Here is a 5,685-nt window from a genome sequence, read left to right as displayed (position 1 = left end):
CGCGCTCGCCCGTGGGCGAGGCCCCGGATGACCTCGCCCAGGGCGAGCGCGGCGAGACGGTGATCGTCGAGGAGTCCCGCTCGGCGGTGACCGCCGAGGTCGGCCGCACCCTGATGATCATCGGCGCGGTGGCCCTGCTCGCGGTCGTCGCCGCCGTCCTCCTCGCCGTACGGCAGGCGAACAAGCTGGCGTCCCCGCTCACCGACCTCGCCGAGACCGCCGAGCGGCTCGGCTCCGGCGATCCGCGGCCCCGGCACAAGCGGTACGGGGTGCCCGAGCTGGACCGGGTCGCGGACGTCCTCGACGCCTCCGCCGAGCGGATCGCCCGGATGCTCACCGCCGAGCGCCGGCTCGCCGCCGACGCCTCCCACCAGCTCCGTACGCCCCTCACCGCGCTCTCCATGCGTCTGGAGGAGGTCGCCATGGCCGACGACCTCGACACGGTCAGGGAGGAGGCGACGATCGCGCTCACCCAGGTCGAGCGGCTCACCGACGTCGTCGAGCGGCTGCTCACCAACTCCCGCGACCCCCGGACGGGCTCCGCCGTCGCCTTCGACCTGGACGAGGTGATCAAGCAGCAGATCGAGGAGTGGCGCCCGGCCTACCGCAGCGCGGGGCGGGCCATCGTGCACTCCGGCAAGCAGGGGATGCGGGCGGTCGGCACCCCGGGCGCGGTCGCCCAGGTCCTCGCCGCCCTGATCGAGAACTCGCTCATGCACGGCGGCGGCACGGTCGCCCTGCGCACCCGCGTCACCGGCAACCAGTCGGTGATCGAGGTCACCGACGAGGGCCCGGGCGTCCCCGCCGACCTCGGCGCGCGGATCTTCGAGCGGGCGGTGAGCGGCCGCAGCTCGACGGGCATCGGCCTGGCGGTCGCCCGGGACCTGGCGGAGGCGGACGGCGGGCGTCTCGAGCTGCTCCAGCAGCAGCCGCCGGTCTTCGCGCTCTTCCTGAGCCGGGAGGTCAGGGGCATCGCGGAGCGGCCGCAGGAGCGCCCCGTACGGTAAGCCCCGTTTTGGTGGAAGCGCAGGTCAGACGCGGTCGGGCTGGCGGCGGCTCGCCTGCCGCGGGGCCTGCTCCAGGAACGATTCGGCGGTCTGCACGGCCTCCTTCGCCGGCAGCGCGCGGAACACCCACGTGCGGTACGACCAGAAGCGGAACAGCGTCGCGACGCCGATGCCGAAGAACTTGAAGAAGTTGCTCTGCAGCGGGGTGTCCCAGCCGAACCCGTACGTCGCCGCGAACAGCAGACCGTTCTGGATCACCAGGCCGACCAGGCTGAAGACGAGGAAGAGGGTCAGCTCCTTGGCGCGGCTGCTCTTGTCCCGGTCCCGGTAGGTGAAGTACCGGAAGCCGAGGTAGTTGAAGACGATCGCGACCACGGTGGCGATGACGCTCGCCCGCACGACCGGCAGGTCCGAGAAGTGGCGGACGAGGTTGAACACCCCGAGGTCGACCAGGACCCCGACCGCGCCGACGGCGCCGAACTTGGCGACCTCCCGGAAGAGCCCCTGGAGTCGCATGCGCAGCGCGCCGGGTTCACTCATGGTGATCGCTCTGTCCCGTCCGTCCGGATGACGTCCGGGTGACGTCAACCCAACCACTCTAACCAGCGCCCCTGTCACCCGCCTGTGTACCGCGCAAACCTGTGGACAACCCGTGCCGCGCCCACCTCCCACCTGCTCGTAGCTTGTGCCAAAGCACAGCCGGACGAGTGTTCCCCGATGGTGCGGATACCCTAAGAGGGTGACGTTCCCCGTAGTAGGCATGGTCGGAGGCGGGCAGCTCGCCCGTATGACCCACGAGGCGGGTATCCCCCTCGGCATCAAGTTCAAGCTCCTCAGCGACACCCCGCAGGACTCCGCGGCCCAGGTGGTCAGCGAGGTCGTCATCGGCGACTACCGCGACCTGGACACGCTGCGTGACTTCGCGCGCGGCTGCGACGTGATCACCTTCGATCACGAGCACGTGCCCGCGGAGCACCTGGCGGCCCTGGAGGCGGACGGCGTCGTCGTCCGCCCCGGCCGCGCGGCCCTCGCGCACGCACAGGACAAGGGGGTGATGCGCGCGAAGCTCGACGAGCTCGGCGCGCCGAGCCCCCGGCACCGCATCGTGGCGGACCCGGCGGACGCCGAGGCCTTCGCGGCCGAGGTCGGCGGCTTCCCGATCATCCTGAAGACCGTGCGCGGCGGCTACGACGGCAAGGGCGTCTGGTTCGTCCGCACGCCCGATGACGCCCGCGAGGCCTTCCTCGCCGGGGTCGCGGTCCTCGCCGAGGAGAAGGTCGACTTCGTCCGCGAGCTCGCGGCGAACATCGTCCGCTCCCCGCACGGCCAGGCCGTCGCCTACCCGGTCGTCGAGTCCCGCCAGGTCGACGGCGTCTGCGACACCGTCATCGCGCCCGCGCCCGGCCTCGACGAGGAGCTGGCCGGTCAGGCCCAGGAGCTGGCCCTCCGGATCGCCAAGGAGCTGGACGTCGTCGGTCACCTCGCCGTCGAGCTGTTCCAGACCACGGACGGCCGCATCCTCGTCAACGAGCTGGCGATGCGCCCGCACAACTCCGGTCACTGGACCCAGGACGGGGCGATCACCTCGCAGTTCGCCAACCACGTCCGGGCGGTTCTCGACCTCCCCCTCGGCGATCCGCGCCCGCGCGCGCCGTGGACCGTGATGTGCAATGTCCTGGGCGGCGACTACCCGGACATGTACTCCGCGTACCTGCACTGCATGGCCAGGGACCCGCAGCTCAAGATCCACATGTACGGCAAGGACGTGAAGCCCGGTCGCAAGGTGGGCCACGTCAACACCTACGGCGACGACCTCGACGACGTGCTGGAGCGCGCCCGTCACGCCGCCGGCTATCTGCGAGGAACCATCGTTGAGTAATCCGCTCATTGGCATCGTCATGGGATCCGACTCCGACTGGCCCGTGATGGAGGCCGCGGCGCAGGCCCTGGACGAGTTCGAGATCCCGTACGAGGTCGACGTCGTCTCCGCCCACCGGATGCCGCGCGAGATGATCGCGTACGGCGAGGAGGCCGCGGGCCGCGGGCTCAAGGCGATCATCGCGGGCGCCGGCGGCGCCGCCCACCTGCCGGGCATGCTCGCCTCCGTCACCCCGCTGCCGGTCATCGGCGTGCCGGTGCCGCTGAAGTACCTCGACGGCATGGACTCGCTGCTGTCCATCGTGCAGATGCCGGCCGGCGTCCCGGTCGCCACGGTCTCCGTCGCCGGCGCGCGGAACGCGGGCCTGCTCGCGGCCCGGATGCTCGCCGCACACGACGCCGACCTGCTCGCCCGGATGACCGAGTTCCAGCAGGAGCTCAACGACCAGGCCACGGAGAAGGGCAAGCGGCTGCGCGCCAAGGTCGAGGGCGCCGAGTCCTTCGGCTTCGCCAGGTGAGCGCGGCGGACCGGCTGGAGGAGGCCCGCGAGCTGCTCGCGGGCCACCCCGTCGTCGACGGCCACAACGACCTCCCCTGGGCGCTGCGCGAGCACGTGCGCTACGACCTGGACCGGATGGACATCGGCGCGGACCAGACCGGTGCGCTCCACACCGACCTCGCCCGGCTGCGGGCCGGGGCGGTCGGCGCCCAGTTCTGGTCGGTGTACGTGCCCTGTGAGCTGACCGGCGACCACGCCGTCAGCGCCACCCTGGAGCAGATCGACATCGTCGACCAGCTCCTGGACCGGTACGCGGGCGAGCTCGCGCCCGCCCTGACCGCCGACGACATGGAGGCGGCCCGGAAGCAGGGCCGCATCGCCTCGCTCAAGGGCGCCGAGGGCGGCCACTCGATCAACAACTCCCTCGCCACCCTGCGCGCGCTGCACACCCTCGGCGTGCGCTACATGACGCTCACGCACAACGACAACAACGACTGGGCGGACTCGGCGACCGACGCGCCGCGCGTCGGCGGTCTGACCGCGTTCGGCCGCGAGGTCGTGCGCGAGATGAACCGCAGCGGCATGCTCGTCGACCTGTCGCACGTCGCCGCGACCACCATGCGGGCCGCGCTCGACGCCTCGGCCGCGCCGGTGATCTTCTCGCACTCCTCGGCCCGCGCGATCTGCGACCACCCGCGCAACATCCCGGACGACGTCCTGGAGCGGCTGCCCGCCAACGGCGGCGTCGCCATGGCCACCTTCGTGCCCAAGTTCATCCTCCCCGAGGCCGTCGAGTGGACGAACCGCGCGGACGAGAACATGCGGGCGCACGGGCTGCACCACCTCGACACCACCCCGCGCGGCATGGAGGTCCACCGCGCCTTCGAGGCGCTCCACCCGCGCCCCATCGCCACCGTCTCCACGGTCGCCGACCACCTCGACCACATGCGCGAGGCCGCCGGCATCGACCACATCGGCATCGGCGGCGACTACGACGGCACGGCCTTCACCCCGGCCGGTCTCGACGACGTCGCCGGCTACCCGAACCTGATCGCGGAGCTCCTGCACCGCGGCTGGTCGCACCAGGACCTGGCCAAGCTGACCTGGTCCAACGCGGTCCGCGTCCTGCGCGACGCGGAGGCCGTCTCCCGCGACCTGAAGGCCCGTACGGCCCCGTCGAACGCCACGATCGACGTACTCGACGCGCCCGCCGCGCCGTAGGGACCGTCTGACGGGTCCTCACCCGGACGGTCCAGCCCACCGAGCCCCCCGAGGGGGCCGGTGGCACGGTGGACGGTACTGCCCCGCCGCTCTCGGCGGGGCGGTACTGCATCGCCGAGTTCGGAGTAAGACCATGGCGGAACTGCTAGACGACCATCCCACCACCCTCCCGACCGTGCCCGCCGCCCCGGAGCCACCTCCGCCGCTCGACGAGACGGCACGAGCCCGGGCCCTCCTCGCCGCGCAGTCCGTCACCGAGGGCCACACCGAACTCCCCGGGTCGCTCGACCCCGAGGACCTGCCGCCCGTCCGTGCCGCGGAGGCCGGGGCCCAACTGTGGTCCCTGCACACCGAGGACGACGAGGGCGTCATCGGGACCCTGCGGCGGATCGACTCCGTCCGGGCCCTCGTCGCCGCCTGCCCCGAGGACCTGCGCCTCGCGCACACGACGTCCGAGCTGGCCCACGCCCGCAACTGCGGCCGCGTCGCCGCCCTGCTCGGTCCGGTCAGCTGGACGGCGCTCGGCGGCTCCGCGGCCACCCTGCGGGCCTACCACGCCCTGGGCGTACGGGCCGTGAACCTCACCCGCTTCGACCGCTTCGCCCGCGACGCCGTACGGGAGATGAACCGCATCGGCCTCGCCGTGGACCTCTCCGGCGCCGACCCGGACACGGTCCGCCGCGCCCTCGCCGTCACCCGGGCCCCGGCGCTGCTGACCCTGGCCGCCCCCGAGACCCTGCCGGACGAGGTCCTCGGCCTCCTCGGCGGGAACGGCGCCGTCCTCATGGTCACCGTCACCGAGGACCCGGCGGCCACCGCCGACGTCCTCGACCGGGTACGGGCACAGGCGGGCCCGCACTGCACGGGCGTCTCCCACACCACCGCCCCGGCCACCGGCTACGTACCGCTCTTCGCGGAGCTGCTCCGCCGGGGCTGGACCGCCCAGGAACTCGTCGGCCTCGCCCACGCCAACGCCACCCGGGCGCTGCGCGAGACGGAGTTCCTGTCCCGGACGAACCGGATCCGGCCGGCCGCGGCCTGACGCGTACGGAGAACGCGTACGAAAGAGGGGCGCACCGC

6 protein-coding genes are annotated in these 5,685 nt (G+C 72.6%); 5 read left to right on the top strand and 1 reads right to left on the bottom strand.

All coding sequences use genetic code 11. From position 1 onward, the window contains the following. Positions 1–1,007: HAMP domain-containing sensor histidine kinase (locus tag CCN56_RS06590; RefSeq protein ID WP_086824481.1), on the top strand; the 1,007-nt coding region annotated here is incomplete at its 5' end. A 24-nt stretch (positions 1,008–1,031) separates the two neighbouring features. Here the strand turns inward: CCN56_RS06590 and CCN56_RS06585 are convergent. Next, positions 1,032–1,547, bottom strand: coding sequence for a GtrA family protein (locus tag CCN56_RS06585; protein ID WP_041129538.1), 516 nt, complete (start codon positions 1,545–1,547; stop codon positions 1,032–1,034). Between the two features lie 199 nt (positions 1,548–1,746). On the opposite strand from CCN56_RS06585, the gene CCN56_RS06580 reads away from it, so the two are divergent. The 4 genes from CCN56_RS06580 (at position 1,747) to CCN56_RS06565 (ending at position 5,647) form a co-directional block, all read left to right on the top strand. After that, positions 1,747–2,886 carry a 5-(carboxyamino)imidazole ribonucleotide synthase gene (locus CCN56_RS06580; RefSeq protein ID WP_086824479.1) on the top strand — a complete coding sequence of 380 codons (1,140 nt, stop codon included), beginning with the start codon at positions 1,747–1,749 and terminating at the stop codon, positions 2,884–2,886. A gap of 19 nt (positions 2,887–2,905) precedes the next feature. Then, positions 2,906–3,403, top strand: a complete 498-nt coding sequence (gene purE, locus CCN56_RS06575) for a 5-(carboxyamino)imidazole ribonucleotide mutase (protein WP_086824477.1) — start codon at positions 2,906–2,908, stop codon at positions 3,401–3,403. After that, positions 3,400–4,605, top strand: coding sequence for a dipeptidase (locus CCN56_RS06570; protein WP_086824475.1), 1,206 nt, complete (start codon positions 3,400–3,402; stop codon positions 4,603–4,605). Before purE ends, CCN56_RS06570 begins: the two co-directional genes overlap by 4 nt. Positions 4,606–4,738: 133 nt before the next feature. Further along, on the top strand, positions 4,739–5,647 hold the full coding sequence (locus CCN56_RS06565) for a membrane dipeptidase (protein WP_086824473.1): 909 nt from the start codon (positions 4,739–4,741) through the stop codon (positions 5,645–5,647). Positions 5,648–5,685 lie beyond the last annotated feature (38 nt).

Origin of the sequence: Streptomyces sp. NRRL B-24572 (assembly GCF_002156145.1) — a bacterium.
GTDB classification, from domain to species: Bacteria; Actinomycetota; Actinomycetes; order Streptomycetales; family Streptomycetaceae; genus Streptomyces; species Streptomyces vietnamensis.
The sequence above is the reverse complement of the archived record's forward strand: the minus strand, read 5'-3'. Positions and strand labels throughout refer to the sequence as shown.

Coding starts and splice junctions, on each gene's coding strand:
- purE (WP_086824477.1), top strand. CDS start 2,906: ATGGGATCCGACTCCGACTGGCCCGTGATGGAGGCCGCGGCGCAGGCC.
- CCN56_RS06565 (WP_086824473.1), top strand. CDS start 4,739: ATGGCGGAACTGCTAGACGACCATCCCACCACCCTCCCGACCGTGCCC.
- CCN56_RS06585 (WP_041129538.1), bottom strand. CDS start 1,547: ATGAGTGAACCCGGCGCGCTGCGCATGCGACTCCAGGGGCTCTTCCGG.